The organism is Streptomyces luteolus (assembly GCF_029968015.1).
Classification (GTDB): Bacteria; Actinomycetota; Actinomycetes; order Streptomycetales; family Streptomycetaceae; genus Streptomyces; species Streptomyces luteolus.
On record NZ_JASCIS010000008.1, the window covers coordinates 1 to 26,521 of the forward strand.

Below are 26,521 nucleotides of genomic sequence, written 5' to 3' on the forward strand. Positions count from 1 at the left end.
TTCGGGGTAACGCAGCGGACCCCTTCAGCGGGGCTTCCCGGTGCGCTGGGCGCGCGCGGAGGCGTAGAGGCACACGGCGGCGGCCGTCGCGAGGTTGAGGCTCTCGGCGCGGCCGTGGATGGGTACGCGCACCACCTCGTCGGCGAGTGCGCGGGTCTCCTCCGGCAGGCCCCAGGCCTCGTTGCCGAAGACCCAGGCGGTCGGGGTGCCCATGGTGCCGTGGTCGAGCTCGTCGTCGAGGTCCCGGTCCCCGGCCCCGTCGGCGGCGAGCACCCGAACTCCCGCTTCCCGCAGGCCGGTCACGGCCTCTTCGACGGGTACGCCGACGGCCACCGGCAGGTGGAAGTGCGAACCGACGGAGGCGCGTACGGCCTTCGGGTTGTAGAGGTCGACGGAGGCGTCGGTGAAGACCACGGCGTCGGCACCCGCGGCGTCGGCGCAGCGCAGCACGGTGCCGGCGTTGCCGGGGTCGCGCACGTGGGCGAGTACGGCGACCAGCTCGGGCCGGGCGGCGAGGATCTCGGCGAAGGGCTTGTCGAGGAACCGGCAGACGCCGACGAGCCCTTGGGGCGTGACGGTGGTGGAGATGTCGGCGATCACGGCCTCGTCGGCGAGGTGCACCCGGGCGCCGCCGTCGCGCGCGGCCCCGACGATGTCGGCGTACCGCTCGGCGGCCTCGACGGTGGCGAACAGCTCGACCAGCGTCGCCCCGGCGTCGCCGCGATGCCCGGCGGCTTCCCGTACGGCCTGCGGCCCTTCGGCGAGGAACAGCCGCTCCTTGCCGCGGAAGTTCCGCTTGCCGAGCCGCCGCGCGGCACTGACGCGCGGGGAGCGGGGGGAGATCAACTCGGGTACGGCACCCATGCATTCACCTTGAGCTAAAGGCTGGGCCCCTGTTTTTCAGGGGCGCGGGGCTGTGACATCAGCGGCTTCGGCGCGGGGCGCGACAAGCCACGACGGCGCGGCAGACGGCAATCAACGGTCGACGGCAGACGAGAAGCCGAACGCACTCGGACCCGCAGACCACAAGGGGTCTGCGGGTCCGACACGGCTCAGCTCAACCCGAAACTCAGGCGGAAGCCTTCGGCGCGTTGACGTCGCTCGGCAGCGCCTTCTGCGCGACCTCGACCAGCGCGGCGAACGCACCGGCGTCGTTGACCGCGAGCTCGGCCAGCATCTTGCGGTCCACCTCGATGTTGGCGGCCTTCAGACCCTGGATGAAGCGGTTGTAGGTGATGCCGTTGGCGCGGGCAGCGGCGTTGATGCGCTGGATCCACAGCTGACGGAAGTCGCCCTTGCGCTTCTTGCGGTCGTTGTAGTTGTAGACGAGGGAGTGGGTGACCTGCTCCTTCGCCTTGCGGTAGAGGCGCGAACGCTGACCGCGGTAGCCGCTGGCCTGCTCGAGGATCGCCCGACGCTTCTTGTGCGCGTTGACTGCGCGCTTGACGCGTGCCACTTGTTAACTCCTTGTAGCGGGGCCGTGGGTGTGGTCACACGGCCCGGTGTCGAATAGGTCCCGGTCCTGGCGTCCGGCCCCCTGCCTCGGGGGCCGCGACGTCACTTGCCGAGAAGCTTCTTGATCTTCGCGGCGTCGCCCGGGGCCATCTCGGCGTTGCCGGTGAGGCGACGCGTCACGCGGGACGACTTGTGCTCGAGCAGGTGGCGCTTGCCGGCGCGCTCACGGAGCACCTTGCCGGAGCCGGTGACCTTGAAGCGCTTGCTGGCACCGCTGTGCGACTTGTTCTTCGGCATAGCGCCGTTCTCTCCTCGTCAGTGGCGCTCCCACCGAGCCCGGTCGGGCAGGCGGGAGCGTCAGTTGTATCGGTTGCGTCCGGGACGTCCGGGGCTCGCACCCCAGGTCTCGGATCAGGCCTCGGCGGATTCCTGGGCAGACTCCGCGGCGGGCTCTTCGTCCGCCGCGCGGTCCCGGCGGGTCGTGGTGCCGGGGGCGTCCGCCTTGCGGGCCGCCTGGGCTTCACGGGCCTCGGCCATCGCCTCGGTCTTCTTCTTGTGCGGACCGAGAACCATGATCATGTTTCGGCCGTCCTGCTTCGGGTTGGACTCGATGAACCCGAGGTCCTCGACGTCCGAAGCGAGACGCTGCAGCAGTCGGAAGCCGAGCTCCGGCCGGGACTGCTCGCGACCACGGAACATGATCGTGATCTTGACCTTGTCGCCCTGCTTGAGGAACCGGACGACGTGACCCTTCTTGGTGTCGTAGTCGTGCGGGTCGATCTTCGGCCGGAGCTTCATCTCCTTGATGACCGTGTGCGCCTGGTTCTTGCGCGCCTCACGGGCCTTCATGGCCGACTCGTACTTGAACTTCCCGTAGTCCATGAGCTTGCAGACGGGCGGACGGGCGTTCGCCGCCACCTCGACGAGGTCGAGGTCGTACTCCTGAGCAAGCTCAAGGGCCTTGGCAAGCGGAACAATCCCGACCTGCTCGCCGCTAGGACCGACAAGTCGCACTTCGGGAACGCGAATCCGGTCGTTGATGCGGGGCTCGGCGCTGATGGATCCTCCTCGGTAGCACCACGCGACGGCCTGGCGGACTGCCGCGTAACGTCTCTTTTCGTAAGACCTAACCGCGCCGGCGCAAGAAAAATGCCCCGGAGACGATCACATGCGGGGCTCCATCACTTACCGGAGCACCGCCGCGTCGTACGCGGGGCGCGAGGACCGCCACTCGAGGTGGCCGTCGGACCGGTGACCCGCCGCCCTGGGGGCGATCAGGTGGGAGAGCGGAGCCTCCACTTGTGGGCCGGTGCGACTGCTTCCTTCAGCGAGGAAACCAGACATGTCCGGCCGGTCGGTTCACCAGCATACCAGCGTTCGGGGGCGCGGACGCCACGCCGGTGCCAGGCCCTGTCCTCGATCTCCCGTCGTCGCCCGGAGGGCGGCCCTGCGGCGTCAGGTGCGTGCTCTCGGCGTGCCGGGCGAAGGGCCTCGATTGGGGTCTCCCCTGCTCGAGCGAAGCCGAGAGCTTGGGGAAGGAGCTACTTGGGCCATTGCCCGGTGCGGCGAGAGTGCCTGCATGGCGTCGCGGGGCAGGCGGGAGATCGAAGACAGGGCCTGGGGCCTAGGCTGGTGCGCGCCCGGCAGCCGCCGGAACCCTCTGTAGCAGCAGCCAGGAAGTAGAAGCAAGCCATGAGCGACGCGACCCCCGCCCCCGGCGAAGAGACCTCCGCCGACTTCGACGCCATGACCCGTGACATCGCGGAGGTCCCCGCGGTCGAGGTGATCGTGACGGTCGCGGTCAACCTGATGAGCGCCGCCGCCGTGAAGCTCGGCCTGACCGAGGAGGGCGACGCGCACAAGGACCTGGACGAGGCCCGCAAGCTGGTGCACGCCCTGGCCGGACTGCTCGACGCGAGCACCACCGAGATCAGCTCGTTCCACGCCGCTCCCCTGAAGGACGGCCTGAAGTCGCTGCAGCTGGCGTTCCGCGAGGCGTCGGTCGTGCCGGACGAGCCGGGTCAGGGCCCGGGCGAGAAGTACACGGGCCCGGTCTTCGGCTGAGGGCTCACGCGCATACGTAGTCAGGCGCGCGTAATCAGGCGCGTACGTAGAGGGGCTCGCCCGGTGGCGTCGCCTCGGCGGGCAGGAGTGCCAGGTCGAGGCCGCGTACCAGGCGGGCCCTCAGCGTTTCGTCGGCGGCGAGTGCCCCTGCGATGCGGCGGGCGGCCTCGGCGGGGGCCAGGTCGGGCCCGAGGACGAGGGCGAGGGTGCCGTCGGCGCTGCCCGGGCCGAGGTGGGCGCGGAGCACCGCGGGCTCGGCGGCGACGATCGCGCGTACCGCCTCGGTGACGGCGGGGTCGGCGAGCGGGTCGGTGGAGGTGCGGCCCTCGGCGACGGCGAGCAGGGCGGGGCGCGGCAGTTCGAAGGGCACCGGTCCGGCGACGTCGAGGACGATCGTGTCGGCCTTCTCGTGCACGGCGGCCTGCACGGCCTGGTGCAGCGGTACGGCGACGGGGCGGGCCTCGGGGTCCCACAGGGCGAGGGCCTCGGTGGAGGTGAAGGCGGGCAGGGCGCTGCGGTCGCCGGCCTTCAGGATCGGCACGGCCATGTCGCTGGTCTTCTCGCGGCGCAGGCCGTTCTCGTCCGTCTCGACCTCGCCGAGTACGGCGACGACGGGGACGAGCAGCCGGGTGCCGGGGAGGTTCTCCAGGACGGCGCGGCCGGTGTCCTGGGTGCGCTGTGCGGCCCAGGCCGCGAGGGCCGCGCTCAGCTTCGGGTCGGCGGAGCCGTCGTCGTCGGAGAAGCCGGAGTCCGGGATGTTCTTGTTCGCCACGGTCCTCGACCTTACCGGGGGCGGTTCAGTACGTTTCGCGGCGCCCGCGCCACAGGACCACGGCCGCGACCAGGCAGACCGCGCCGAGGCTGCCGGCGAGGGGGCCGAGCCAGGCCGCGACGGAGTCGTCGGGGTCGGGGTCCGGGCCGCCGCCGAAGTACTCGTCCTGGTAGGCCGCCGGGCTCAGCTTCTCGGGCTTGAGCTCGCCGCCCTCCTCGATGGCGGCGGCGGGGTCGACCAGTCCGTAGCCGCGGGAGTCGTCGCGGCCGCCGTCGGGGGCGTCGCGGGCGGTGTCCTCAAGGAGCTGCTTGATCTGGGCGGGCCGGAGGTTCGGGTGGGCGGCGCGGACCAGGGCGGCGGCGCCGGAGACGAAGGCGGAGGCGGCGCTGGTGCCCCAGCCGCGGTAGTACTCGCGGTCCGGGTCGGCTATGACGATGTCCTTGCCGGGGGCGCTGACCGTGGCGTACCAGCGGCGGGTGGAGAAGGGGGCGCGGTCGCCGTACCGGTCGACGGCGGCGACGGCGATGACGCCCGGGTACGCGGCCGGGTAGGAGATGTGGTCGCCCTTCTCGCCGCCGTTGCCGGCGGAGGCGACCACGACGACGCCCTTCTTCAGGGCGTACTGGACGGCGGCGTCCTCGGTGGCGTCGGCGTGGGCGGACTCGCTGTCGTCGCCGAGGGAGAGGTTGATGACGTCGGCGCCGTTGTCGGCGGCCCAGCGGATGCCCTGGGCGAGGGCGCCGGCGCGGGTGGAGCGGGCCTTCTTGCGGGACTTGTCGCCGTCTTCGAGGATCACGCGCACGGGCAGGATCTTGGCCTCGGGGGCGATGCCGAGCACACCCTCGTCGTTTCCGGTGCCATGGCCGTGACCTGCGATGATTCCGGCCATGGCGGTGCCGTGCCGGGCCCAGGGGCGGTCGCCGCGGGTGGCGCCGAAGCCGATCATGTCCTTGCCGGGCAGGACGTTGTCCTTCAGGTCGGGATGCTGGTCGTCGACGCCGGTGTCGAGGACGGCGACGGTCATGCCCGCGCCGCGGGTGCTCTGCCAGGCCTCGGCGGTGTTCAGCGCGGCCAGGCCCCACTCCTGTGCACGGATCTCGTCGGCGCGGGCGGTGGCGGCGGGCAGCAGGGCGAGCGCGGCGGCGGCGAGGAGCGTGCCGCCCTTGCGCAGCGGGCCGACGCGGCGGGAAGTCGTTCTCGTACGGGCGCTCATGACGGCTCCTTCTCCGACGCCGCCTTGGCCGTCTTGCGCAGGGCGCGCTCCACCTGGTCCGCGAGGCCCTTCGCCTCGTGCCCGAGGCCGGACTGGGCCGGGGCGCTGGTGGCGCCGGACTTCATGGCCTCGGCGGCGGGCTCGGGCTCGGAGACCTCGCGGCCGTCGGCGAAGCCGGAGACGGCGTAGACGACGACGGGGGCGTCGGTGAGGACCGAGACCGTCCAGCTGGCCCGCTGCTCGTCCCCGAAGGAGGCGGCGACGGTGCCCTTCTTCGCGTACGGCCGTGGCATCAGGTCGTCGCGCCGGTCCAGGCCCTCCTCGGTGAAGCGGGTGCGCAGGGAGCCCATCGAGGGTGCGTCGGCCCTGGTGAAGAGCATGCCGACGGTGGTGACATAGCTCCGCGTCGCATCGGTGTACGTGGCGCGCAACAGCCGTTCGCAGCCCACGGGTTGGAGTGCCTTGCGCAGGAGCGGGTCGAGGGCGTCCTTGCAGCCGCTGTCGGGGGCGACGGCGATCCGGGTCCAGACGCGGTCGGCGCCGCCGGGGCCCGCGCCGTCGCCCTTGACGCGGGGCGGGAAGAGCGTGTCGACCTTCTCGTTGTGCCAGGCGGCGCCCGCCGCGCTGTAGACGCGCTCGGCGCTGGGGGCGCCGTCGGCCTCGCCGGTGAGCCAACTCCCGGTCACCGCACCGCTGATGAGGCCGAAGCCGAGCACGAGGCAGGCGGCGACGGCGGCGAGGCGGGGCTTGGTGCGGGCCGGGACGGGACGCAGCCGCGCGGTGCGGTCGTCGAAGACGGCGGGCCGGCCGAAGTGGATGGGGCGGCCGGCGCCGGGCTGCGGGGTGAGGTCGACGGAGCCGACGGGGCGGCGGCGCGGGGCGGGGCGGGGCGGCTCCGTGGGGCGCGGCGGCGGCTGCGGATGCCGAGGCGTCTCGGGCGACAGGGGCGTCTCGGGCGGCAGCGGCGTCTCGGGCGGCAGGGGTGCGGAGCCGCCGCGGCGCGCGGGCTGCTCGCCGGGGGCCGGGGGCACGGGCCGCAGCCGCGCGGTGGTCTCGCTGGGGCGCGGGGCGGGGGCCGCAGGGGGCGCGGGCTGCGCGGGGATACGGCCGGTGCCGCCGGGGCTCGGCATGCCTCCGTCACCGGCGGGCCCCTGGGCGCTTCCGGCGGCCTCGCCACCCTGCGCGCGTCCCGCGCCGCCGGGACCGTGTGCGCCGCGGGTGGTGTGCGGGCCTTGCGGCGGGACGGCGGGAAGCGGGGGGACAGCCGGGGTGGCGGGGCCGTTCGCGGGCGCGGGCGCAGAGGGCTGTACGGGGGCGCCGACCGTCGGATTCGGGCGCTGCGGAGGCGTGGGGTCGGCCGGTTCGGGGCGCTGTCCGGCATCGGCACGGTGGACCGGGACGGCGGTCTCGGTGCGGGGCGGCTCGTCGGGCAGCCGGGTCGACGGGTTGGGCGGGGGCGGCGAGGAGGGGCGCGGGGGGACTCCGGCACTGCGCGCGTCTGTGCTCATGCACCCCCCGTCCTCGAGCGCGGGCTCTGTTCGACCTCCGTCGGGTACAGCGGTCGGAGACAGGCCCGTTCTTCCCTGCCTGCGCGTCACTCTACGGGCTGATGCAGGCCGGGCGGGAACCCGTCCGAGGGCCACGGGTGATCTGTCCGGATCATCCCCCTACCCCTGGGTAGAGCGGTCTGGCAGGCTGCGTTCATGACGGCTCTCGCTGCAGATCGCGCCCGTTACGACCGGGCCACCGCCCACCTCGACGCCCCCGTCGCCATCGTGGACCTGGAGGCGTTCGACGCCAATGCCGCGGACCTGGTGCGCCGGGCCGGCGGCAAGCCGATCCGGGTGGCGAGCAAGTCGGTGCGCTGCCGTGCGCTGCTCGAACGGGCCCTGGCGAAGGACGGGTTCGCGGGGATCATGTCGTTCACGCTCGCCGAGTCGCTGTGGCTGGCCCGCTCGGGCTTCGAGGACGTACTGCTCGCGTATCCGTCGGCGGACCGTGCGGGCTTCGCGGAGCTGACCGCCGACCCGAAGCTGGCCGCGGCGGTCACGGTGATGGTGGACGACCCGGCGCAGTTGCGGCTGATCGACGCGGCGCGGGACGGCGACCGGGGGCGTGAAGAGGTGCGCGTCTGCCTGGAGTTGGACACGGCCCTGCGGCTGCTCGGCGGCCGGGTGCGGATCGGTGCGCGCCGCTCGCCGCTGCGCTCCCCCGCGCAGGTCGCCGAGTTGGCGCGGGCGGTGGCGCGCAGGCCGGGGTTCCGGCTCGTGGGTGTGATGGCGTACGAGGGGCATGTGGCCGGGGTGGGCGATCTGCTCGCCGGGCGGCCGGTGCGCTCGCGGGCGATCCGGGCCATGCAGGCGGCGGCGCGGCGTGAGCTGGCGGCGCGGCGGGCGGAGGTGGTGCGCGCGGTGCGGGCCGTCGAGCCGGGCCTGGAGTTCGTGAACGGCGGCGGCACGGGCAGCGTGCAGCACACGGCGGCGGAGGCGGCGGTCACGGAGATCGCGGCGGGCTCGGGGCTCTACGTCCCGCGGCTCTTCGACAACTACACGTCGTTCAGCGGCCGTCCGGCGGCCCTGTTCGCGCAGCCGGTGGTGCGCAGGCCCGGTGTGGGTGTGGTGACGGTTCTGGGCGGCGGCTATCCGGCGTCCGGTGCGGCGGGCCGCGACCGGCTGCCGGTGCCGCATCTGCCGCAGGGCCTGCGGTACGACCCGCAGGAGGGCGCGGGCGAGGTGCAGACGCCGCTGCTCGGCTCGCCCGCCGACGATCTGCTGATCGGCGACAAGGTGTGGTTCCGGCACGCCAAGGCGGGCGAGCTGTGCGAGCGCTTCGAGCAGCTGCACCTGGTCGAGGGCGACCGGGTCACGGAATCGGTGCCGACGTACCGGGGCGAGGGCCGGACGTTCCTCTGACGGGCCCTGGGGCACGTCTCCCCGGTCTTCGCTGATCAGTGGGTGCCCTCCGGCCGGAGGCTGGCGGCGCGTACCCGGGAACATCTCCCGGCCGAAGGCAGGCGGCGCGGCCCGCAAAGATCCGGAGACGGGCCCGGGCCGTTCAGCGGGTGGGGCGGATCCCGCGGGTGATCCGGTCGATGGCGGAGAGCGGGGGTCCGTCGGGGCCCGCGTCGAAGGCGAAGCGGACGACGACCATGCTGCCCGCGCCGCCCGAGGGTGCCGGGAAGGCCAGGGACTGCACGTATCCGCCGGGGCCCGACGCGGTGGTGACCCGCCAGCGCACGAAGTGCCCTGCGGCGCCCGCGACTTCGACGCGTCCCGAGTCGACCTCGCGGTGGTCCTTCATGCCGTTGTAGGGCCTGCGGCCGATGCTGTCGCGGTCGTACGCGAGCTCCGCGGCCTCGGCGATGTCCTGCTCGGCGACGCTGCGGGCGGAGGCGTTGCCGTCGGCGGTCACGGAGTACGTGCCGACCCGGCCGGTCCTGCAGAGGGCGGTGGTGCCGGGGCAGTCGTACTCGTCCTGCGTGACCGCGGTGGGCACCCGGTCGGCGGGGCGCTCGGCGCGCTCCCAGCCGTCGAGGAGGGGCAGCGAGACGCCGTTCAGCTGGTCGACCAGGACGTCCGCGTCGGCGGTGGGGCTCGCGGTCGGCGAGGCCGCCGGGGTCGTCGGTGTCGTCGGTGTCGTCGGTGTCGTCGCCGGGTTGGTGGGGCTTTCCGGGGCGGAGGCGGTCGGACCGGGGCCGGGGCCCGGCTCGCCCCCGCCGCCGAGGACGAAGACGCCGGTGACGATCGCGGCGACGAGCACGAGTCCGGCGGCGCCGAGCGCGACGACCTTGGCCCGGCCGGACGCCTCACCGGTCGGGGCAGGGGCCTGCGGCGGTCCGGTGTGCACCGCGCCGGGTGGGCCCGCGGCGCGCGTGTGCTCGGTCCACGCGGCGCCGTCCCACCAGCGCTCCAGGGACGGTGCCGCGGGGTCCGGGAACCAGCCGGGCGGGGTCGTCATGCTCATCCGCACACCTTAAGTGGGGTGCCGCCCGGCGGGGAGGGAGCCCTCGGACGCCGTACGAGCAGGGCTCTCGGCCCGTACGGCGTCCTGGGGCGGCCCTCCTACAGCGGCGTCACGTACGCGCCCGCGATGCCGCCGTCGACGAGGAAGTCCGTGGCGTTCACGAACGAGGAGTCGTCGCTGGCGAGGAACGCGACCGCCGCGGCGATCTCCTCGGCCTCGGCGAAGCGGCCCACCGGGACGTGCACGAGGCGGCGCGCGGCGCGCTCCGGGTCCTTGGCGAACAGCTCCTGGAGCAGCGGGGTGTTGACCGGCCCGGGGCACAGCGCGTTGACCCGGATGCCTTCGCGGGCGAACTGCACGCCGAGCTCGCGGGACATGGCGAGGACGCCGCCCTTGGACGCGGTGTACGAGATCTGCGAGGTGGCCGCGCCCATCCGCGCCACGAACGACGCGGTGTTGATGATGGAGCCGCGGCGCTGCTCGCGCATGTACGGGATGGCGGCCTTGCAGCAGAGGTAGACCGAGGTGAGGTTGACCTCCTGGACGCGCTTCCACGCCTCCAGGCCGGTCTCCAGGATCGAGTCGTCGTCGGGGGGCGAGATGCCGGCGTTGTTGAAGGCGATGTCGACGCTGCCGTACGTGTCGTACGCGGTCCTGAAGAGCGCCTCGACCTGCTCGGCGTCGGTGACGTCGACCTGCACGAAGGTGCCGCCGACCTCCTCGGCGGCGGTCTTGCCCGCACGCTCGTCGATGTCGGCGCACACCACGTTCGCGCCCTCGGAGGCGAGGCGGCGGGCCGTGGCGAGGCCGATGCCGCTGCCCGCCCCGGTGATGACGGCGGTACGGCCGACGAGGCGGCGGCAGACGGGGGTCTGGGGGGCACCCCCAGGAGAGGTCACAGTCTGGTCGGTCATGTGCGTCAGGCCTCCGTGCTTTCCGTGCTGATGAAGACGTTCTTGGTCTCGGTGAAGGCGGTCAGGGCGTCGGGGCCGAGTTCGCGGCCGAGGCCGGACTGCTGGTAGCCGCCGAACGGGGTCCAATAGCGCACGCTGGCATGCGAGTTGACGGACAGGTTGCCCGCGCGGACGGCCTGCGAGACGCGGATCGCGCGCCCCGAGTCCCGGGTCCAGATCGAGCCGGAGAGGCCGTACTCGGTGGCGTTGGCGAGCCGCACCGCGTCCGCCTCGTCCTCGAACGGAAGGACCACGGCGACCGGCCCGAAGACCTCTTCGGCGGCGACGGGCGCGGCCGGGTCGACGCCGGTGACGACGGTCGGCGGGAACCAGAAGCCGGGGCCCTCGGGCGCGCTGCCGGTGATCGTGTCCAGGTCGCCGGTGACGTACGAACGCACCCGCTCCAGCTGGACCTTGGAGATCAGCGGGCCCATCTGGGTCTTCTCCTCGGCGGGGTCGCCGACGACCACCGACTCGATGGCCGGGCCGAGCCGCTCCATGAAGCGGTCGTACGCGGAGCGCTGCACGAGGACGCGGGTGCGGGCGCAGCAGTCCTGGCCGGAGTTGTCGAGGAAGGACATCGGGGTGGCGGCAGCGGCGGCCTCGATGTCCGCGTCGGCGAAGACGATGTTGGGGCTCTTGCCGCCGAGTTCGAGGGTCACGCGCTTCACGCGGTCCGCGCACGTGGCCATGATCTGCTTGCCGACGCGGGTGGAGCCGGTGAACACGATCTTGGCGACGCCGGGGTGCTCGACGAGCGCGTTCCCCGTGACGTCCCCGGCGCCCGGCAGGACCTGGAAGAGGTGCTCGGGAAGGCCGGATTCCAGGGCGAGTTCGGCCAGGCGCAGGGCGGTGAGCGGGGTGGTCTCGGCGGGCTTGAGGAGGACGGCGTTGCCCGCGGCGAGCGCGGGTGCGGTGCCCCAGGCGGCGATCGGCATCGGGAAGTTCCAGGGCGCGATGACGCCGACGACGCCGAGGGGTTCGAGGAGGGTGACGTTCAGGCCGCCGGGTACGGGGATCTGGCGGCCGCTGAGACGTTCCACTCCCCCGGCGGCGTAGTCGAGGAGGTCGCGGACGTTGCCCGCCTCCCAGCGGGCGTTGCCGATGGTGTGCCCGGCCTCCCGGACTTCCAGCCGGGCCAGTTCCTCCAGGTGCTCGTCGACCTTCACGGCGAAGCGGCGCAGGGCCCGCGCCCGGTCGGCGGGGGCGAGGGCGGACCATGTCCGCTGGGCCGCGGCGGCCCGTACGACGGCCGTGTCGACCTCGTGCACGGTGGTCGCCGGGACCGTCGCGACCAGCTCTTCGGTGGCCGGGTTCAGTACGTGGTGCTCGTACGACAACAGGGGCCTCACATGCGTTCGAAGGAGCGGCGCAGCTCCCAGTCGGTCACCGCGGCGTCGAACGCGTCGAGTTCGACCCGCGCCATGTTGCGGTAGTGGGCGACGACTTCGTCTCCGAAGGCGGCCTTGGCGATGGGGCTGTTCTCCCAGAGTTCGGCGGCCTCCCTGAGGGTGGTGGGGACGTGCTCGAAGTCGGCGGTGTAGGCGTTGCCGGGGCAGGCCTCGGGGAGTTCGAGCTGCTGCTCTATTCCGTACAGGCCCGCGGCGACCAGGCCCGCGACCGCGAGGTGCGGGTTGACGTCGCCGCCGGGCAGCCGGTTCTCGAACCGCATCGAGCGGCCGTGGCCGACGACGCGGAGGGCGCAGGTGCGGTTGTCGTACCCCCAGGCCACGGCCGTCGGCGCGAACGAGCCCGGCTGGAACCGCTTGTACGAGTTGATGTTGGGGGCGTAGAGGAGGGAGAAGTCGCGGAGTGCGGCGAGCTGGCCTGCGAGGAAGTGGCGCATGACGGGCGACATGCCTCCCCCAAGCTCTCGGCTCCGCTCGAGCAGGGGGGACCCCCATCCGCCGTCTCCCGGCATCACGTTGGTGCCGTCGGCGTCGGCGAGCGAGAGGTGGATGTGGCAGGAGTTGCCCTCGCGCTCGTTGTACTTGGCCATGAAGGTGAGGGAGAGGCCCTCCTGGGCGGCGATCTCCTTCGAGCCGGTCTTGTAGATCGCGTGCTGGTCGCAGGTGACGAGGGCCTCGTCGTAGCGGAAGGCGATCTCGTGCTGACCGGGGTTGCACTCGCCCTTGGCCGACTCGACGGTGAGGCCCGCGCCCGCCATCTCGTTGCGGATCCGGCGCAGGAGCGGCTCCACTCGGCCGGTGCCGAGGACGGAGTAGTCGACGTTGTACTGATTGACCGGGGTCAGGCCCTTGTAGTCGGCGTCCCAGGCCTGCTCGTAGCTGTCCTTGAAGACGATGAACTCCAGCTCGGTGCCGACCTGGGCGGTGTAGCCGAGCTCGGCGAGCCGGTCGAGCTGGCGGCGCAGGATCTGCCGGGGGGCGGCCACCACGGGTGAGCCGTCGTTCCAGGCGAGGTCGGCGATCAGCATCGCGGTGCCGTCGTTCCACGGGACCCGGCGCAGGGTGGTGAGGTCGGGGACCATCGCGAAGTCGCCGTAGCCGGTCTCCCAGCTGGACATCGCGTATCCGTCGACGGTGTTCATCTCGGCGTCCACGGCGAGCAGGTAGTTGCAGCCCTCCGTGCCGTGCTCCAGGACGTCGTCGAGGAAGAAGCGGGCGGCGAACCGCTTGCCCTGAAGGCGCCCCTGCATGTCCGGAAAGGCCAGGACGACGGTGTCGATCTCGCCGCTCGCGACGAGGGCGCGCAGCTCCTCGACGGTGAGCGGCGGTGTGCGGTCTGCCACGGGGGTCTCCTCCTTGGGCGGTCCGGAGGCTTTAAGGTATGCATGAGAACCATTCCTTGGGAAGGGGGAAACGCTCGATGTCCACGACCGAGGGAGCGCAGCGCCTCCCGCGCGTCCTGCGCCCGGTCCGCGCGGGCAACGGCTTCGAGGAGGCGCTGGAGCAGATCCTCCAGGTGGTCCGGCTCGGCCTCGTGCCCGCGGGCGAACGGCTGCCCGCGGAGCGGGAGTTGGCGGAGCAGCTCGGCATCAGCCGGGTCACGTTGCGCGAGGTGCTCAAGGTGCTGCAGGACCAGGGCCTGGTGGAGAGCCGGCGCGGGCGGTACGGCGGCACGTTCGTGCTGCCCCGCGACGGCGGCGCGGGCGGCGAGGACGAGTTGCGGCGCCGCCTGAAGGACGTCGACCTGGAGGACGTCCTGCGTTTCCGCGAGGTCCTGGAGACGGGGGCGGCCGAGCTGTGTGCGGGGCAGGGCCGCCTGTCGAAGGAGCAGGAGGACCGCCTCCTGGACGCGCTGGCGGCGACGCAGGACGCTCCGCTCGCGGAGTACCGGCGCCTCGACACCCTCTTCCACCTCACGCTCGCCGAGCTGTCCGGTTCGCCGACCCTTGCCGGGCAGTATGCGGCGGTCCGGGCCACGGTGAACGATCTGCTCGACTGCATCCCGCTGCTCGTACGCAACTTGGAGCACTCGCAGCAGCAGCACGCGACGCTGGTGGCGGCGGTGCTGGACCGCGATGCGGGGGCTGCGCGGCGGGTCATGCGGGAGCACTGCTGCGGGACGGCGGCGCTGTTGCGGGGGTTCTTGGCGTAGGGGTTCCCGGGCCGCGGCCCCGCCCCGTCGACTCGGTCACCGCCGATCGCCCTGCGGGCTCGCCCTCAGGCGCCGGACGGGCTGATTCCTTTCCCCTCCCCGCCCCTTCCCGAAAAGCCTGCGGCGCTTCGGGGGCTCCGCCCCCGGACCCCCGCTCCTCAAACGCCGGAGGGGCTGAATTTGGCCCGCATAATTGAGCCCCTCCGGCGTTTGAGGAGGCCCGTCCGGCAGGACTTCGGGAAGGGGCGGGTAGGGGAGAAAAAGCGCCGCAGGCCTTGCGCCGCACCCGCCCCCACCGCAAAGGTATGGAACCACTCCATTGACCGACGCGGGAGCCCCTGCCATGACGCAAGCACGGCCCGAGCGCGAACACACCACCGCACCACCCGGCACGCCGACAGACGACTACCTGGAGCGCCGCGCGCTGCGCCGCGGCAGCGCCGGCTGGCTCCTGCTCACCGGCCTGGGCGTCGCGTACGTCGTCTCCGGTGACTTCTCCGGCTGGAACTTCGGCCTCGCGGAGGGCGGCTTCGGCGGACTGGCCATCGCCACCGTGCTCATGGGCGTGATGTACACGTGCATGGTCTTCTCGCTCGCCGAGCTGTCCTCGATCCTGCCGACGGCGGGCGGCGGCTACGGCTTCGCGCGCCGCGCCCTCGGCCCCTGGGGCGGCTTCCTCACGGGTACGGCGATCCTCATCGAGTACGTCCTCGCCCCGGCCGCCATCTCCATCTTCATCGGCGACTACGTCGAGTCCCTCGGCCTGTTCGGCCTGGAGTCGGGCTGGCCGCTGACCCTCGCCTGCTTCGTGATCTTCATCGGCATCCACCTGTGGGGCGTCGGCGAGGCGCTGCGGTTCAGCTTCGTGGTGACCGGTATCGCGGTGGCGGCACTGCTCGTCTTCGCGGTGGGCGCGTTCACGGAGTTCGACGCGTCGGGCCTGAACGACATCAAGGTGGACCCGGAGGCGTTCGGCGCCAACTCCTGGCTGCCGTACGGGATTCTGGGCATCTGGGCGGCGTTCCCGTTCGGGATGTGGTTCTTCCTCGGCGTCGAGGGTGTGCCGCTGGCCGCCGAGGAGACCCGGGACCCGGCGCGTACGCTGCCGAAGGCGATCCGCTGGTCGATGCTGATCCTGGTCTGCCTGGCCCTGCTGACGTTCTTCGCCGCGGCGGGCGCCCGCGGCTCCGCCGCGATCCAGTCGGCGGGCAACCCCTTGGTCGAGGCGCTGCAGCCGGACGGCGAGCCGACCACGCTCAGCCGGATCGTCAACTACGCGGGTCTCGCCGGCCTGGTCGCGTCGTTCTTCTCGCTCATCTACGCCGGTTCGCGGCAGCTCTTCGCGCTCTCCCGGGCCGGCTATCTGCCCAAGTTCCTCTCCTTGACCAGCCGCCGCAAGGCCCCCTACCTGGGCCTTCTGGTGCCGGGCGCGATCGGCTTCGCCCTCGCGGCGGCCAGCGGCAACGGCGCGCGCATGCTGAACGTCGCGGTCTTCGGCGCCACCATCTCGTACGCCCTCATGTCGCTCTCGCACATCGTCCTTCGCCGCCGCGAGCCGCACCTCGACCGCCCCTACCGCACCCCCGGCGGCGTCCTGACCTCGTCGGTCGCGCTGGTCCTCGCGTGCGCGGCGCTGGTGGCGACGTTCCTGGTCGACGTGACGGCGGCGTTCATCGCGCTCGGGGTGTACGTGGTGGCGATCGGGTACTTCGGCTTCTACAGCCGCAGGCATCTGGTCGCGCGGGCGCCGGAGGAAGAGTTCGCGGCGCTGGCCGCGGCCGAGGCAGAGTTGGAACGGAACTAGAGCGCCGTACGGCGACGAGGGAGCGTGAGCGGTGGCTGTCAGGCCGTTGATCGGGGTCAGCACCTATCTGGAGGCGAGCGCGCGCTGGGGCGTGTGGGACCTGGAGACGGCGCTGCTGCCGGCCGGCTATCCGCGCCTGGTGCAGTCGGCGGGCGGCGTCGCCGCGATGCTGCCGCCGGACGACCCGGCGCACGCGGCGGCCGCCGTCGCCCGCGTCGACGGTCTGGTGATCGCGGGCGGCGAGGACGTCGAGCCGGTGCGGTACGGCGCCGCGCCCGAGCAGCGCAGCGGCCCGCCGAACCAGGCCCGGGACAGCTGGGAACTCGCCCTGATCGACGCCGCGTTGGCCTCCGGCACCCCCCTGCTCGGCATCTGCCGCGGCATGCAGCTCCTGAACGTCGCCCTCGGCGGCACCCTCGTCCAGCACCTGGAAGGGCACGCCGCCGAGAAGGGCGTCTTCGGCAGCCACCCGGTCAAGCCGGTGCCGGGCACGCGGTACGCCTCGATCGTGCCGGACGAGGGCCACGTACCGACGTACCACCACCAGGCCGTCGACCGCCTCGGCCGAAACCTCGTGGCCTCGGCATACGCGGCCGACGGCACGGTGGAAGCGGTCGAACTGCCCGGACTCGCCTGGGTGTTGGGGGTCCAGTGGCATCCGGAGATGGGGGTGGACGTGCGGGTGATGCGAGCACTGGTGGAAGCTTCGGGCCCACCTCGGGCCCACTGAGCCCTCGGGCTCGCTGCCTCCTCTGGTCTTGCGGGGCTCAGGGCTCGCTGGGCTCCTCGGGTCTTGCCGACTCGCTGGGCTCCTCAGACCTCCCAAGCCCCCCAGACCTCACTGAGCCCGTCGCGTCAGCGACAGCAAGTCCCGCCCGGGGCCCGTGGGCCGTTGGCCCGAGCGCCATACCGCGCGCAGGGCGCGGCGCAGGTCGACGCCCTCGACCGGGATCTGGATGAGCCGGTGCGCGGCCAGCTCCTCGGCCACGGCGAGTTCGCTGAGCACCGCCGGGCCCGCGCCGCTGGCGACGGCCGCCTTGAGCGCGGTGGTCGAGGTGAGTTCGAGCAGGGGCGCGGCGAGGCCGCCGTGCTCGGCGAGTGCCGCGTCCAGGACCTCCCGGGTGCCGGAGCCCTCCTCGCGCAGGATCAGCCCGGTGGCGGCGAGTTCGGCCGGGGCCAGCGGTGCGCGCCGCCTGGCCCACGGGTGGTCGGGCCCGACGACCACGACGAGCCGGTCCCGGGCGACGACCGCGCCGCGCAGGCCCCGCGGCGCCGTCAGCCCCTCGACGAAGCCGAGGTCGGCCTCGTCGGCGAGGAGCCGCTCCACGACGGCCGCGGAGTTCCCGGAGAGCAAGGACACCGCGGTGTCCGGCCGCTCCCGGCGCAGCGCGATCAGCCAGCCGGGCATCAGATACTCGGCGACGGTCATGCTCGCCGCGACCCGCAGCCGGGAGTCGCGGCGGTCCCGCAGCGCCTGCGCGCCCGCGTCGAACGCCTCGGCGGCCTCGACGACGCGGCGCGCCCAGTCCGTGACGAGCACGCCCACGTCGGTGAGCCGCGAGCCGCGCGGCGAACGCTCCACCAGGCCGACGCCCAACTGCCGTTCCATGGCCCGGATCCGGTTGCTCGCGGCGGGCTGGCTGATGCCGAGCTCCGCGGCCGCGCGGCCCAGGCTGCCGAGCCGGGCGACGGCGAGCAGCAGTTGCAGCGCGCCGAGTTCGGGCACCCGGTGGGCGAGACGCGCGTCCCCCGCCGAATCCCCGGTCCCGTTCCCCCAGCCGTTCGCCGCGCCCGTCACGCCCGCCGCCGTCCCCTCGTCCCGCCTGTCGCTCATAACTCCAGCTTATGCCCTCATAGCAACATCCCCCCTGGTGAGGGCAGGACGGCGGCGGGACGCTGAGGCCATGGCAAGCTACGCGCACCCGCAGCACCTTCCCGCCCCCACTCTCGCGGCGGACCACAGGACCACCTCCCCCCTGCGCTACCTCGGCCCCAACTGGTACGCGGCCGTCATGGGCACCGCGATCGTCGCATCGGCCGGGGCCGCCCTGCCCTCCCCGGTGCCGCACGCCGCCGCCGTCGCCGTGTGGGCGCTGTCCGCACTGCTGCTCGCGGTGCTGCTCGTGGCCCGCGCCGGGCACTGGCTGCGCCACCGGGACCAGGCCAGGGCGCATCTGCTCGACCCGGCGGTGGCGCCGTTCTACGGCTGCCTCTCGATGGCGCTGCTCGCGGTCGGCGGCGGCACGCTCACACTCGGCGGGGGCGTCCTCGGCGAGCGCACGGCGGTCGCCGTCGACGTGGTGCTGTTCACGGCCGGTACGGCGATCGGCCTGGTCGCGGCCGCCGCGATCCCGTATCTGATGGTGACCCGGCACAAGGTCGACCCGGGCACCGCGTCGCCGGTGTGGCTGCTGCCCGTGGTGGCGCCGATGGTGTCGGCCGCGCAGGGTCCGCTGCTGCTGCCGCATCTCCCGGCCGGCCAGTGGCAGGAGGCCATGCTGCTCGGCAGCTACGCGATGTTCGGCCTGAGCCTGCTCGCCACGCTCCTCATCCTGCCGCTGATCTTCGGCCGGCTCGTGGTGCACGGCCCGCTGCCGCTCGCCCTGACGCCCGCCCTGTTCCTGGTCCTCGGCCCGCTCGGCCAGTCCACGACCGCCGTCAACTCCCTGGCCGACGTGGCCCCGGCCGCCATCGGCGGCTCGTACGCGGGCGCCTTCGAGTCCTTCGCCGTGGTGTACGGCGTGCCGGTGCTCGGGTTCGCGCTGCTGTGGCTGGCGATCGCGCTCGCGATGGTGGTCCGCGCCGCCCGTGCCGGACTGCGCTTCAGCATGACGTGGTGGGGCTTCACGTTCCCGGTCGGCACCTGCGTCACGGGCGCCGCGGGCCTGGCCCGGCACACGGGCCTCGCCGCGTACGACTGGCTCGCGACCGCGCTGTACGTCTTCCTGGTCGCCGCCTGGCTGATCGCCGCGACCGCCACGCTCCGGGGGCTGCTCGCGGGTCGGCTGCTTGCCGCGCCCGCGCGTGCGTGAGCGCGTACGCGAGCCCGTACGCGAGCCCGTACGACCTCCTCAGCGGGCCGTGAGCGCCGCCCGCAGCTGCGCGCCGAGTACGGCGGGCGCATGCACCAACGACGGCCCGTACCACGTAAGTTGGCGCCCGTCGACCAGCGCGGCGGGCAGCCCGGGGAACGCCTCGGGGCCGTCCTCGGCCGTGAAGCGGTACGGCTCGTCCGGCAGGACCACCAGATCCGCCCCGGACGCCCGCAACGCGTCGAGCGGGACGCGGGGATAGCGGTCGGCGTGCCCGGCGTACACGTTCGCGACGCCGAGCCGGGCCAGGAGATCGCCGGCGAAGGTGTCGCGGCCGAGGACCATCCACGGGCGGCGCCAGATCGGGACGACGGCGCGGGCGCCGAGAGGTTCCGGCGGCGACTGCCACGCGGCGGCCGCCTCGTCCAGCCACGGCGGCCGGGCGAGGCCGCACCCCCGCACCAGCACCCGCTCCAGTTCACGCAGCGCCGACGGCAGGTCGCGGATCTCCGTGACGAGGACGTCTAGCCCGGCGGCGCGCAGCGCGGCGAGGTCCGGGGCGCGGTTCTCCTCCTCGTTGGCGATCACCAGGTCGGGGGCGAGGCGGACGATGCCCGGGACGTCGGGGTTCTTCGTACCGCCGACGCGTACGACGCCCGCCGCGTCCAGGTCCGCCGGGTGACTGCACCAGTCCGTGGCGCCGACGAGCAGGCCGGGCGCACTGTGGGCCACCGCCTCGGTGAGCGAGGGCACGAGCGAGACGACCCGGCGCGGACTCACTCCGGCTCGGCCTTGATGTGCTCACCCACGGCGACGACCAGGACACGTGTGTCGGGCACCGCGGCCCGCCACCGGTGTCGCACACCGCCGGACAGGAACATCGAGTCACCGCGCGCCAGCCGGTACGCGCGGCCCTCCGCCTCGACCTCCACGGCGCCCTCGGCGACGTACATCAGCTCGTCGTTGCGGTGCTGGAACTCGCGGCCGGCGTCGTGGTCTCCGACGAACTCCAGTGCGTGCAGCTGGTGGTGGCCGTGCACGAGGCGGCGCGTGCTCGGCACCGGCTGCTCGGCCTCGGCCCGGACCACCTCGACGGTGCGCTCGGCGTCGGCGGCGGAGAGCAGCTCGACGGCGGTGGTGCCGAGGGCGTCCGCCACGCGCTCCAGGGACGTACGACTGGGGCGCGCCCGCTCGTTCTCGATCTGGCTGAGGAAGGGCACCGACAGGCCGCTGCGCCCCGACACCGCGGCGAGCGTCAGGCTCAGCGCGCGGCGGCGGCGCCGGATGGCCACGCCGACCCGCGCGGATTCCTTGTCGTCCATGGTCCGGCCCCCCTCTGTCGCTTCGGTCCGATCCTGTCTCAGCACCCTACGCAAGCAGCTCGGCCAGCGCCCTGCCAACGGTCCTGCTGCTTCAGGCACCCGTCGCAAACCAGCCGGGCTCGGACCGTACCGGCCGGAGGCACGGCCCGTACACCGTCTGGTTCACCCTTCCAGTGTGCGTCAGAAGATCAGTCGGCGGCTTCTGCGCTGCGGGCGGCCGCGAAAAGCCCCGAGGGGTGGGCCTCACCGCAGGCCGTACGGCCTGGGCAGACCCACCCCTCGGGCGGTGCGGTGCGCTCGGGTTACCCGATCGGTGCCATCCGGTCGACCATGCCCGGGTGGTCCTTCATCCACGCGGCGACGGCTTCCTCCTCCTCGCCCTTGCCGCGCTTCTTGATCTCGTTCTCCAGGCTCGCGAGCTCTTCCTCGCTCATCTTGAAGTTCTTCAGCCACTTGGAGAGCTGCGGGTACTGCTTCGGGAAGTTCTTGTTGGCGATGTTGTAGAGCTTGTCGCCCTCGCCGAACAGGCCCTTGCCGTCCTTCAGCTTGGTCAGGTCGTACTCGCTGTAGGCCCAGTGCGGCGTCCACAGCAGGACGGCGACCGGCTCCTTCTTGGCGTACGACCGCTTGAGCTCGGCCAGCATCGCCGGGGTGGAGCCCTCGACGAGCTCGTACTCCTTGTCGAGGCCGTAGCCCGGAAGGATCTTGTCCTTCATCTTGGTCATGATCCCGGCGCCCGGCTCGATGCCGATGATCTTGCCGTTGAACTCACCGGAGCGGCCCTTGAGGTCCTCGATGGACTTCACGCCCTTGACGTACGAGGGGACCGCGATCTCCAGGGAGGTCGGGCTGTACCAGGAGCCGAGCTTGGTCAGGTCGTTCTTGTGCTTGTCCCAGTACTGCTTCTGCGTGGTCGGCAGCCAGGCGTCGAAGTTGACGTCCAGGGAGCCCTGGGAGAGTCCGGCGAAGACCGGGCCGACGTCGGACTGCTTCAGGTTCAGCGTGTAGCCGCGCTTCTCCAGGACGTTCTTCCAGAGGTACGTGACGGCGACGTCCTCGTCCCACGGGAACCAGGCCACGTTGACCGGACGCGCGGCCTCGCCCTTGCCGCCCTCGGTGGGCGCCTTCTTCTGGACGGGGGCGAGCTTGTCGACCAGACCCGGGTTCTTCTTCAGCCAGGCGCGGACGGCCTCCTGCTGCTTGCCCTTGCCGGTCTTGTTGATCTGCGACTCGAGGCTGGTGAGCTGCTTCTCGGTGAGCTTGAAGTCCTTCAGCCACTTGGCGAGCTCGGGGTTCTCGGCGCCGAAGCCCTTGCGGGCCACGGTGTGCACCTGGTCGCCCTTGCCCCAGGCACCCTTCGGGTCCTTGAGCTTCTTCAGGTCGAAGTCGCTGTACGCCCAGTGCGGCGACCACAGCGTGGTGACGATGGGCTCCTTCTTGGCGTACGCGCGCTTCAGCTCGGCCAGCATCGCGGGCGTCGAGCCGTCGACGACCTGGAACTCGCCTTCAAGGCCGTACTCCTTGAGCACCTTGTCCTTGAGGAGCTTCATCATGCCGGCGCTGGGCTCGATGCCGATGATCTTGCCCTTGAACTTCTTGCCCTGGCCCTTGAGGTCCTCGAGCGAGTCGATGCCCTTCATGTACGAGGGCACGGTGAGCTCCAGGGAGGTCGGGCCGTACCAGTCGCCCATGTCCTCCAGCTTGGAGCCGTACTTCTTCCAGTACTCCGCGTGCGTGGTGGGCAGCCAGGCGTCGGTCTGGAAGTCCAGCTGGCCCTGTGCGAGCGAGGTGTAGAGCGGTCCGGCCTCGAGCTGCTTGACCTCGGGCTTGAAGCCGCGCTGCTCCAGGATCTCCTTCCAGAGGAAGGTGGAGGCGACGCCCTCGTCCCACGGGATGTAGCCCATGGAGATCTTCTTGCCCTGGCCGACGTTCGTGCCGTCTCCGGCCGCCTCGGTGTCGGACTTGCCCATGAAGTTCATGCCGCCCGCCACGAGGGCGAGGATCACGACGCCGATGACCGCGAACGCGGGGCGCGGACGGTAGCTCCAGATCTTCAGGCCCTGGGCGGCGCGTGCCTTGGCGGCGGCGCGACGGCCGAGCGGGGAGACCTGGCTGCCGAGCGAACCGGTCATGCGGTCGAGGTAGATGGCGAGGATGACGATGGAGATACCGGCCTCGGCGCCGAGGCCGACGTCGAGCTGGCCGATGGCCTGGTTGACGTCACCGCCGAGGCCCTGGGTGCCGACCATGCCCGCGATCGCGGCCATGGACAGGCCCAGCATGATGACCTGGTTGACGCCCGCCATGATCGTCGGCAGGGCCAGCGGGAGCTGGACGCGGAGCAGCGTGTTGCGCGGCGTGGTGCCGAACGCCTCAGCCGCCTCGACCAGTTCCTTGTCGACCTGGCGGATGCCCAGCTCCGTCATGCGGACGCCGGGGGCCAGGGCGAAGATCAGGGTAGCGATGATGCCCGCGGGAGCACCCAGGCCGAAGAACAGGATGGCCGGAATCAGGTAGATCATCGCGGGCAGCGTCTGCATGAAGTCCAGGACGGGCCGGACGATGCCGCTGACGGTGCTGGAGCGCGCCGCCCAGATGCCGAGCGGCACCGAGATGACGAGCGCGATGATCGTGGCGACGAGCACCAGGGACAACGTGATCATCGCGTTGTCCCAGAGTTCCATCGAGATGATCAGCCCGAAGCCCGCGACGGTGAGCACACCGGCGAGCAGCCCGCGCAGCCAGAACGCGATCACGGCGAAGATGCCGACGAGCAGCAGCGGCTCGGGGGCGGACAGGACGGCCATGATGCCGTCGTAGAGGCCCGTGACGACCGCCTTGACGGCGTCGAACAGCCAGTTCATGTGGTCGAGGAGCCAGTTGACTCCGCTGTTGACCCAGTCTCCGAGGGGGATCCTAGGCATGGGCGGCCACCTCCTCGGCCTCGCCGGCCTCGCCTTCGTCGGGCTTCACGTCCTCGACGGGCTTCCGGTCCTCGACGGGCTTCCGGTCCTCGGGCTCGGCGTCACCGGCCTTGTCGGCCTGCTTGGTGAGCGTCGGCGCCTCGTTCCGCTGCTGCGGTACGGCGGCCCCGGCCGAGCTCTCCTCGCCGAGCGCGGCGAGCAGGCACGTCCGCGAGATCTGGCCGACGAGCTCGCCCGCGGCGTCGGCCACGGCGACGGGGGCGTCGGTGGTGGCGCACAGCGCGAACAGCTCGACCAGCGGGGTGTCCTCGTCGACCGTCGCGGGCGCGGCGGCGCGCACGGCGTCGGCGGCACCGTCGACCGGCTCCATGACGGCACCGGCGGTGAGCACACGCGAGCGGTCCACGTCCTGGATGAAGGACGCGACGTAGTCGTTGGCGGGCCGCACGAGGATGTCCTCGGAGCTGCCGATCTGCACGATCCGGCCGTCCCGCATGACTGCGATCTGGTCGCCGAGACGCATGGCCTCGTTGAGGTCGTGGGTGATGAAGACGATGGTCTTCTTCAGGGTCTTCTGCAGCTCCAGGAGCTGGTCCTGCATATCGCGCCGGATCAGCGGATCGAGGGCGCTGAACGACTCGTCCATGAGCAGCAGGTCGGCGTCCGTGGCGAGCGCGCGGGCCAGGCCGACGCGCTGCTGCATACCGCCGGACAGCTCGTCGGGCCAGGACTTCTCCCAGCCCTCCAGGCCGCAGAGGCGCAGCGCCTCGGTGGCGCGCTCCTCGCGCTCGCTCCGGCTGACGCCCTGCACCTCGAGGCCGTAGCCGGCGTTCTCCAGGACGCTGCGGTGCGGGAAGAGGGCGAAGTGCTGGAAGACCATGCTGATCTTCTTCGAGCGGACCTCGCGCAGCCCGCGCGCGGTGAGGTGCGTGATGTCCTCACCGTCGAAGAGCACCCGGCCCGCGGTCGGCTCGAGCAGTCCGTTGAGCATGCGCAGCAACGTGGACTTGCCGGATCCGGACAGACCCATGACGACGAATATCTGGCCCGGCTCGACGGTGAACGAGGCGTCGATCACCGCCGCGGTGGTGCCTTCGGAGCGGAGGTCGTCACGGTCGGCGCCGCTTTCGAGCCTGCGGACCGCGTCGTCGGGTCGTCTGCCGAACACCTTGTAGAGGTGCTCGGCCTGCAGCCTGGACATAAAGCCTCTCGGTTCGTACGTGAGACGGCCCGCCTCCCCCGCCGGCGGGCCGTGGAGCGGCGCGGAATCCTCCCGCTCACCGTTACAAACGGACTAGTTGAATCCGTCAATCGGTTCGCTCCGGCTCCGCGCCTGCCCTGGCCAAGTGGCTTGAAACGCAAGAGTGTTCCAGCTCACAGCGCGTGGCGTTCACATTCCGTTTACGCGTACGACCGCGCACGGTGTGTGATCGTTTCGGGGTGCCGCGGTCGGCGCCGGTGCGCTGTCAGTGGGGTGCGGCATGATGCCCGTGTGACGCAGCAAACACGACGGCTCATGCTCCTCGACACCGCTTCCCTGTACTTCCGGGCCTACTTCGGCGTCCCGGAATCCGTGAAGGCCCCGGACGGCACGCCGGTCAACGCCGTGCGCGGGCTGCTCGAGTTCATCACGCGCCTGGTCCTCGACCACCATCCGGACGAGCTGGTGGCCTGCATGGACGCGGACTGGCGCCCGCAGTGGCGGGTGGACCTCATCCCCTCGTACAAGGCGCATCGCGTGGCGGAGGAGGTGCAGGGCGGCGGAGACTCCGCATACGCAGAGGAGATCCCCGACACCCTCTCCCCCCAGGTCCCGATCATCGAGGACATCCTGGACGCCCTCGGCATCGCCCGCATCGGCGCGGAAGGGTACGAGGCGGACGACGTGATCGGCACGCTCACCGCCCGCGCCGGCGGCCCGGTCGACATCGTCACCGGCGACCGCGACCTCTACCAACTCGTGGACGACAAGCGCGGGATCCGCGTCCTGTACCCCCTCAAGGGCGTCGGCACCCTCCAGGTCACCGACGAGGCGTGGCTGCGCGAGAAGTACGCGGTGGACGGCTCCGGCTATGTCGACCTGGCGCTGCTTCGCGGCGACCCGAGCGACGGACTGCCCGGCGTGCCCGGCATCGGCGAGAAGACCGCGGCCAAGCTGATCGCCGAGTTCGGCGACCTGGACGGGATCATGGCCGCCGTCGACGACCCGAAGTCGAAGCTCACGCCCACGCAGCGCAAGCGCCTGGACGAGTCCCGTCCGTATGTCGCGGTGGCGCCGAAGGTCGTCCGCGTCGCCACGGACGTCCCCATCCCGGACGTCCCGCTCGCCCTCCCCCGCGAGCCGCGCGACCCGGCGGCGCTCGACGAACTCGCCACCCGCTGGGGCCTGACCGGCCGCGTGAAGCGGCTGCTCTCCATTCTCGAAGGGTGAGCATTCTCGAAGGGTGAGCACGCTCGAAGGGTGAGCACTCTCGAACAGTGAAGTGTTAACTTAGGCTTACCTAAGCAATTCACTGGTCAGGGAGGCCTCCGTGGCAGAACGTCCGCCCCGCAAAGCACCGAAGGCCCATCTCGCGGAGGTGCTCCGCTCGGAGCGGCTCACCCCGCACATGCAGCGGGTGGTGCTCGGCGGCCCCGGGCTCGACCGGTTCGAGGCGGGCGCGCACACCGACCACTACATCAAGCTGCTGTTCCCGGCCGCGGGCGTGAGCTACCCCGAGCCGTTCGACATCCAGCAGATCCGCGCGGACTTCCCGCGCGACCAGTGGCCGGTGACGCGTACGTACACGGTCCGTGCCTGGGACCCCGAACTCCGCGAGCTGACCGTGGACTTCGTGGTCCACGGCGACGCGGGCCTGGCCGGACCGTGGTCCACCGCCGTGCGCCCCGGCGAGCAGCTGCGCTTCCTCGGCCCCGGTGGCGGGTACGCACCGGACGCCGCGGCGGACTGGCACCTCCTCGTCGGTGACGAGAGCGCCCTGCCCGCGATCGCCGCGTCGCTTGTGCGGATCCCCGCAGGCGCGCCGGTGCACGCCTTCGTGGAGGTCTCCGGCCCGGAGGAGGAGCGGTATGCCGCCGCCTCCCCCGAGGGCGGCCGGATCACCTGGCTGCACCGCGGCTCCCGTCCGGTCGGCGAGGCCCTCGTCGCGGCGGTCCGGGACCTGCCCTTCCCGCCCGGCGACGTCCAGGCCTTCGTCCACGGCGAGGCGGGCTTCGTGAAGGAGCTGCGCCGCCACCTCCGCCTGGACCGCGAGGTCCCCCGCGAGCGCCTCTCCATCTCCGGCTACTGGCGCCTCGGCCACAACGAGGACGGCTGGCAGTCCGCCAAGCGCGAGTGGAACGCCCAGGTGGAGGCGGAACAGGAGACCCCGACCACGGCGACTGCAGCCTGACCCCTCTCGGCCCCGGCCTACTGTCGGGGCCGGGCTCCGGCTACGTCGGATCGGCTCCGGCTACGT

24 protein-coding genes are annotated in these 26,521 nt (G+C 72.2%); 8 read left to right on the forward strand and 16 right to left on the reverse strand.

The features are described 5' to 3' along the window. Positions 1 to 24 precede the first annotated feature (24 nt). The 4 genes from QIT00_RS09670 to infC form a co-directional block, all read right to left on the reverse strand. Positions 25 to 864, reverse strand: coding sequence for a TrmH family RNA methyltransferase (locus QIT00_RS09670; protein ID WP_282534747.1), 840 nt, complete (start codon positions 862 to 864; stop codon positions 25 to 27). A gap of 205 nt (positions 865 to 1,069) precedes the next feature. Further along, positions 1,070 to 1,456, reverse strand: coding sequence for a 50S ribosomal protein L20 (gene rplT / locus QIT00_RS09675; protein ID WP_282534748.1), 387 nt, complete (start codon positions 1,454 to 1,456; stop codon positions 1,070 to 1,072). 101 nt (positions 1,457 to 1,557) lie between these two features. After that, positions 1,558 to 1,752 carry a 50S ribosomal protein L35 gene (rpmI, locus tag QIT00_RS09680; RefSeq protein WP_004933563.1) on the reverse strand — a complete coding sequence of 65 codons (195 nt, stop codon included), beginning with the start codon at positions 1,750 to 1,752 and terminating at the stop codon, positions 1,558 to 1,560. Positions 1,753 to 1,866: 114 nt separating this feature from the next. Further along, positions 1,867 to 2,514: a translation initiation factor IF-3 gene (gene infC, locus QIT00_RS09685; protein WP_282534928.1), complete on the reverse strand. Its 648-nt coding sequence runs from the start codon at positions 2,512 to 2,514 to the stop codon at positions 1,867 to 1,869. Between the two features lie 633 nt (positions 2,515 to 3,147). Here infC and QIT00_RS09690 point away from each other — a divergent pair. Beyond that, the gene (locus tag QIT00_RS09690; RefSeq protein ID WP_282534749.1) at positions 3,148 to 3,519 is read left to right on the forward strand and encodes a DUF1844 domain-containing protein; all 372 of its coding nucleotides are present in this window, start codon (positions 3,148 to 3,150) and stop codon (positions 3,517 to 3,519) included. A gap of 34 nt (positions 3,520 to 3,553) precedes the next feature. Here QIT00_RS09690 and QIT00_RS09695 read toward each other — a convergent pair whose 3' ends face one another. From QIT00_RS09695 to QIT00_RS09705, 3 genes are read right to left on the reverse strand one after another with little or no spacing between them, the layout of a single operon-like run. Next, a complete protein-coding gene (locus QIT00_RS09695) occupies positions 3,554 to 4,291 on the reverse strand; it encodes an SseB family protein (protein WP_282534750.1) in 738 nt (245 codons plus the stop codon). Positions 4,292 to 4,316: 25 nt separating this feature from the next. Then, the gene (gene mycP / locus QIT00_RS09700) at positions 4,317 to 5,504 is read right to left on the reverse strand and encodes a type VII secretion-associated serine protease mycosin (protein ID WP_282534751.1); all 1,188 of its coding nucleotides are present in this window, start codon (positions 5,502 to 5,504) and stop codon (positions 4,317 to 4,319) included. Continuing rightward, on the reverse strand, positions 5,501 to 7,012 hold the full coding sequence (locus QIT00_RS09705; RefSeq protein ID WP_282534752.1) for a hypothetical protein: 1,512 nt from the start codon (positions 7,010 to 7,012) through the stop codon (positions 5,501 to 5,503). Before QIT00_RS09705 ends, mycP begins: the two co-directional genes overlap by 4 nt. 195 nt (positions 7,013 to 7,207) lie before the next feature. Between QIT00_RS09705 and QIT00_RS09710 the strand changes: the two genes are divergently transcribed. Next, positions 7,208 to 8,416 (forward strand): amino acid deaminase/aldolase, encoded by a 1,209-nt coding sequence (locus QIT00_RS09710; RefSeq protein ID WP_282534753.1) that lies wholly within the window; start codon positions 7,208 to 7,210, stop codon positions 8,414 to 8,416. Between the two features lie 142 nt (positions 8,417 to 8,558). Here QIT00_RS09710 and QIT00_RS09715 read toward each other — a convergent pair whose 3' ends face one another. The 4 genes from QIT00_RS09715 to QIT00_RS09730 form a co-directional block, all read right to left on the reverse strand. Further along, entirely contained in the window at positions 8,559 to 9,467 is a 909-nt protein-coding gene (locus QIT00_RS09715; protein WP_282534754.1) for a DUF2510 domain-containing protein, read from the reverse strand. A 98-nt stretch (positions 9,468 to 9,565) separates the two neighbouring features. After that, positions 9,566 to 10,381 (reverse strand): 3-oxoacyl-ACP reductase, encoded by an 816-nt coding sequence (locus QIT00_RS09720; protein ID WP_282534755.1) that lies wholly within the window; start codon positions 10,379 to 10,381, stop codon positions 9,566 to 9,568. 5 nt (positions 10,382 to 10,386) lie between these two features. After that, positions 10,387 to 11,760 carry an aldehyde dehydrogenase family protein gene (locus QIT00_RS09725; protein ID WP_282534756.1) on the reverse strand — a complete coding sequence of 458 codons (1,374 nt, stop codon included), beginning with the start codon at positions 11,758 to 11,760 and terminating at the stop codon, positions 10,387 to 10,389. 8 nt (positions 11,761 to 11,768) lie between these two features. After that, entirely contained in the window at positions 11,769 to 13,172 is a 1,404-nt protein-coding gene (locus QIT00_RS09730) for a glutamine synthetase family protein (protein ID WP_282534757.1), read from the reverse strand. 77 nt (positions 13,173 to 13,249) lie between these two features. On the opposite strand from QIT00_RS09730, the gene QIT00_RS09735 reads away from it, so the two are divergent. From QIT00_RS09735 to QIT00_RS09745, 3 genes are all read left to right on the forward strand, one after another. Further along, positions 13,250 to 13,981 carry a FadR/GntR family transcriptional regulator gene (locus tag QIT00_RS09735; RefSeq protein WP_282534758.1) on the forward strand — a complete coding sequence of 244 codons (732 nt, stop codon included), beginning with the start codon at positions 13,250 to 13,252 and terminating at the stop codon, positions 13,979 to 13,981. A 343-nt stretch (positions 13,982 to 14,324) separates the two neighbouring features. Further along, positions 14,325 to 15,785 (forward strand): ethanolamine permease, encoded by a 1,461-nt coding sequence (gene eat / locus QIT00_RS09740; protein ID WP_282534759.1) that lies wholly within the window; start codon positions 14,325 to 14,327, stop codon positions 15,783 to 15,785. A 31-nt stretch (positions 15,786 to 15,816) separates the two neighbouring features. Beyond that, positions 15,817 to 16,515: a gamma-glutamyl-gamma-aminobutyrate hydrolase family protein gene (locus QIT00_RS09745; protein ID WP_282534760.1), complete on the forward strand. Its 699-nt coding sequence runs from the start codon at positions 15,817 to 15,819 to the stop codon at positions 16,513 to 16,515. Between the two features lie 108 nt (positions 16,516 to 16,623). Here the strand turns inward: QIT00_RS09745 and QIT00_RS09750 are convergent, their stop codons facing one another. Next, positions 16,624 to 17,619, reverse strand: coding sequence for a LysR family transcriptional regulator (locus QIT00_RS09750; protein ID WP_282534761.1), 996 nt, complete (start codon positions 17,617 to 17,619; stop codon positions 16,624 to 16,626). Between the two features lie 70 nt (positions 17,620 to 17,689). Here QIT00_RS09750 and QIT00_RS09755 point away from each other — a divergent pair, with 70 nt between their 5' ends. Further along, positions 17,690 to 18,817 (forward strand): TDT family transporter, encoded by a 1,128-nt coding sequence (locus QIT00_RS09755; protein ID WP_282534762.1) that lies wholly within the window; start codon positions 17,690 to 17,692, stop codon positions 18,815 to 18,817. 39 nt (positions 18,818 to 18,856) lie between these two features. Here the strand turns inward: QIT00_RS09755 and QIT00_RS09760 are convergent, their stop codons facing one another. The 4 genes from QIT00_RS09760 to QIT00_RS09775 form a co-directional block, all read right to left on the reverse strand. Continuing rightward, the gene (locus QIT00_RS09760) at positions 18,857 to 19,597 is read right to left on the reverse strand and encodes a helical backbone metal receptor (RefSeq protein ID WP_282534763.1); all 741 of its coding nucleotides are present in this window, start codon (positions 19,595 to 19,597) and stop codon (positions 18,857 to 18,859) included. Beyond that, on the reverse strand, positions 19,594 to 20,139 hold the full coding sequence (locus QIT00_RS09765; RefSeq protein ID WP_282534764.1) for a helix-turn-helix domain-containing protein: 546 nt from the start codon (positions 20,137 to 20,139) through the stop codon (positions 19,594 to 19,596). Before QIT00_RS09765 ends, QIT00_RS09760 begins: the two co-directional genes overlap by 4 nt. 302 nt (positions 20,140 to 20,441) lie before the next feature. Then, positions 20,442 to 23,063, reverse strand: a complete 2,622-nt coding sequence (locus QIT00_RS09770; protein WP_282534765.1) for an ABC transporter permease/substrate binding protein — start codon at positions 23,061 to 23,063, stop codon at positions 20,442 to 20,444. Then, positions 23,056 to 24,264 carry a quaternary amine ABC transporter ATP-binding protein gene (locus QIT00_RS09775; RefSeq protein ID WP_282534766.1) on the reverse strand — a complete coding sequence of 403 codons (1,209 nt, stop codon included), beginning with the start codon at positions 24,262 to 24,264 and terminating at the stop codon, positions 23,056 to 23,058. Before QIT00_RS09775 ends, QIT00_RS09770 begins: the two co-directional genes overlap by 8 nt. 315 nt (positions 24,265 to 24,579) lie before the next feature. Here QIT00_RS09775 and QIT00_RS09780 point away from each other — a divergent pair, with 315 nt between their 5' ends. Together QIT00_RS09780 and QIT00_RS09785 are read left to right on the forward strand one after the other, a co-directional pair. Continuing rightward, positions 24,580 to 25,494 carry a 5'-3' exonuclease gene (locus QIT00_RS09780; RefSeq protein ID WP_282534929.1) on the forward strand — a complete coding sequence of 305 codons (915 nt, stop codon included), beginning with the start codon at positions 24,580 to 24,582 and terminating at the stop codon, positions 25,492 to 25,494. 100 nt (positions 25,495 to 25,594) lie between these two features. Next, positions 25,595 to 26,455: a siderophore-interacting protein gene (locus tag QIT00_RS09785; protein ID WP_282534767.1), complete on the forward strand. Its 861-nt coding sequence runs from the start codon at positions 25,595 to 25,597 to the stop codon at positions 26,453 to 26,455. Positions 26,456 to 26,521: the final 66 nt, after the last annotated feature.